Source organism: Pseudonocardia sp. NPDC046786, assembly GCF_040645415.1.
GTDB classification, from domain to species: domain Bacteria; phylum Actinomycetota; class Actinomycetes; order Mycobacteriales; family Pseudonocardiaceae; genus Pseudonocardia; species Pseudonocardia kongjuensis.
Genome location: NZ_JBEYYF010000062.1, coordinates 1 through 2357, shown reverse-complemented (window position 1 = coordinate 2357; position 2357 = coordinate 1). Strand labels below are relative to the sequence as shown.

General features: G+C 69.0%; 1 protein-coding gene and 1 pseudogene. One reads left to right on the top strand and one right to left on the bottom strand.

The genetic code is table 11. The features are described 5' to 3' along the window. Positions 1-285 (bottom strand): annotated as a pseudogene (locus tag ABZ881_RS30855) (transposase family protein); the annotation flags it as partial. Between the two features lie 376 nt (positions 286-661). On the opposite strand from ABZ881_RS30855, the gene ltrA reads away from it, so the two are divergent. Then, on the top strand, positions 662-2152 hold the full coding sequence (gene ltrA, locus ABZ881_RS30850) for a group II intron reverse transcriptase/maturase (RefSeq protein ID WP_358489581.1): 1491 nt from the start codon (positions 662-664) through the stop codon (positions 2150-2152). Positions 2153-2357 lie beyond the last annotated feature (205 nt).

The following is a 2357-nucleotide window of genomic DNA, read 5'->3' as shown; positions in this document are numbered from 1 at the left end:
CTGCGCCACCGACAGCCGCCGGTAGCGGCCGGTGTCCGGGTCGAGGCGACGACAGCGCTGCGGGACCCGGACCGCCGGACCGCCACCCTGATAGGCGGTATCGGCCACGACCTGGGTCCCGGCGTCGTTGAGCGCGTCGATCAGGCCGTGTTCGCGGGCGGCGCCCATGTCGTGGCGGGCGCCGGGCAGCGCCGGTGAGGCCCACACCAGCCTGCCGGCAGGATCGGCGAGGACCTGCACGTTCACGCCGTGGCGCTTGTGTTTCCCGGAGTGTGCGCCGTGAGGCGCTTGTTGTTCGAGTGGAGGTGAGAGACCACCACCGTCGTCCTGTCGCAGCAGGGCGACTGAAGCTGGGGGCAGCCCGGGGCCGGGAGGTGCCGGTGCGGGTGGGAGCAGCCCTGACGAAGCCGGGACGTGCCAGCACTGCCAGATGGTGCGGGTTCGGCGAGCAAGACGGAGAGGAGTACGCGAGGAACCGGCGTTTACGCCTCCTCAAGGCACGCCAGCTCGAACCTGGTGGATCTGGGCTGGATGCGGTGCGTCCCCGCTGAGTGTTCGGTCGGTGGGGACTCTCCGGGCGGTCTACTGCGGTCGCTCGAGTCGGGGAGAGCTCGACACATGGGGAAGGGCGGCAGCGGTAACGAGAAGACAGGAGGCTGCAATGCCGAAAGACGCGCCGCTGAACAGCAGCGCCGCGCCGGCCGAGGACCACGCTCAGGATGCTGGCTCTCGTCGGCGGGTATCGGGGATGCAGGCCAAGCTTCACCATTGGGCGGCGGCCGACCCCGGCCGCAGGTTCGATGACTTGTTCAACCTCGTGTGCGACCCGGCGACGCTGCTCGTGGCGTTCGAGCGGGTCGCGGGCAACCGGGGAGCGCGGGCCGCCGGGGTCGACGGGGTCACCGTCGCCGACGTCGAGCGGGAGATCGGCTTCCCGGGGTTCCTGGACGACGTGCGCCGCGCGCTGAAGACGGGTGAGTTCCGCCCGTTGCCGGTGCGTGAACGCGCGATCCCCAAGCCCGGTGGGAGCGGGAAGGTGCGCAGGCTCGGCATCCCGACCGTCATCGACCGGGTGGTCCAGGCAGCGCTCAAGCTGGTGCTGGAGCCGATCTTCGAGGCCGACTTCGAGCCGGTCTCCTACGGCTTCCGGCCCCTGCGGCGGGCCCACGACGCGATCGCTGAGATCCACTACTACGGCACCAACGGCTACCGCTGGGTGCTGGACGCGGATATCGAGGCGTGCTTCGACTCCATCGACCACACGGCCCTGCTGGGCCGAGTGCGTCGCCGGGTGAAGGACAAGCGCGTGGTGGGGCTGGTCAAGGCGTTCTGCAAGGCCGGTGTCCTCACCGAGACCGGCTGGCAGCAGGCGACCATGACCGGCACTCCGCAGGGCGGCATCCTGTCCCCGTTGTTGGCCAACATCGCCCTGTCAGCCCTCGACGAGGCACTGATGGAGCAGTGGAAGCCCGGCGGGTCGATGTCGACCAGAGGCAGACGGGCGCATCGACGTCGCCACCGACGACCGAACTGGCGAGTCGTGCGCTACGCGGACGACTTCGTCGTGCTGGTCGACAGCAGCGGCGACGGTGCAGGCGAGGACGTCGCCCGGCTGCGCGAGGAGACCACCGACATCCTGCGCCCTCTAGGGTTAAGGCTCTCACCGACCAAGACCCGGATCTTGCACATGTCGGAGGGGTTCGACTTCCTGGGGTTCCACATCCAGTGGCGCCGCAAGCGAGGCTCGAACCGCTGGTACGTCTACACCTTCATCGCCCAGCGCCCGCTGCGGCAGCTGAAGGACAAGATCCGTGCCCTGACGAACAGGACATCGCAGCAGGCCCCCAGGGTCGTGCTGATCAGGCTCAACCAGATCATGCGCGGCTGGGTCGCCTACTTCCGGCACGCGGTATGCAAGACCACGCTGAAGACCCTCGACCACTTTGTGTGGCGGCGGATCACCAGCTGGTGGATGGTGCTGCACCGCTGGAGGTGGACCGACCTCCGTCGACGCTTCACCGACCACGACGGCCGGTGGAGACGACTCTCGGCGGACGGGATCGAGCTCTTCGCCACGGTATCGACACCGGTCACCCGGTACCGCTACCGCGGCAACACGATCCCCACCCCCTGGAGCCTCAACCACGCCTGAAGGCAGAGACCGTGGAGAGCCCGGTGCGGTGAGAGTCGCACGCCGGGTTCGGCGAGCGGCACGGAGAAACGGACCGGTGGCAACACCGGCACCGCGCTCCGTGCCGACTCAACAGAACGCCCGGTCATAGCCCGAGCCCATGCCGACCCGGTCGATCGCGAGCAGAGTGCCGTCGAGGATCACGAACGCCTTGCGCCGGGCCACG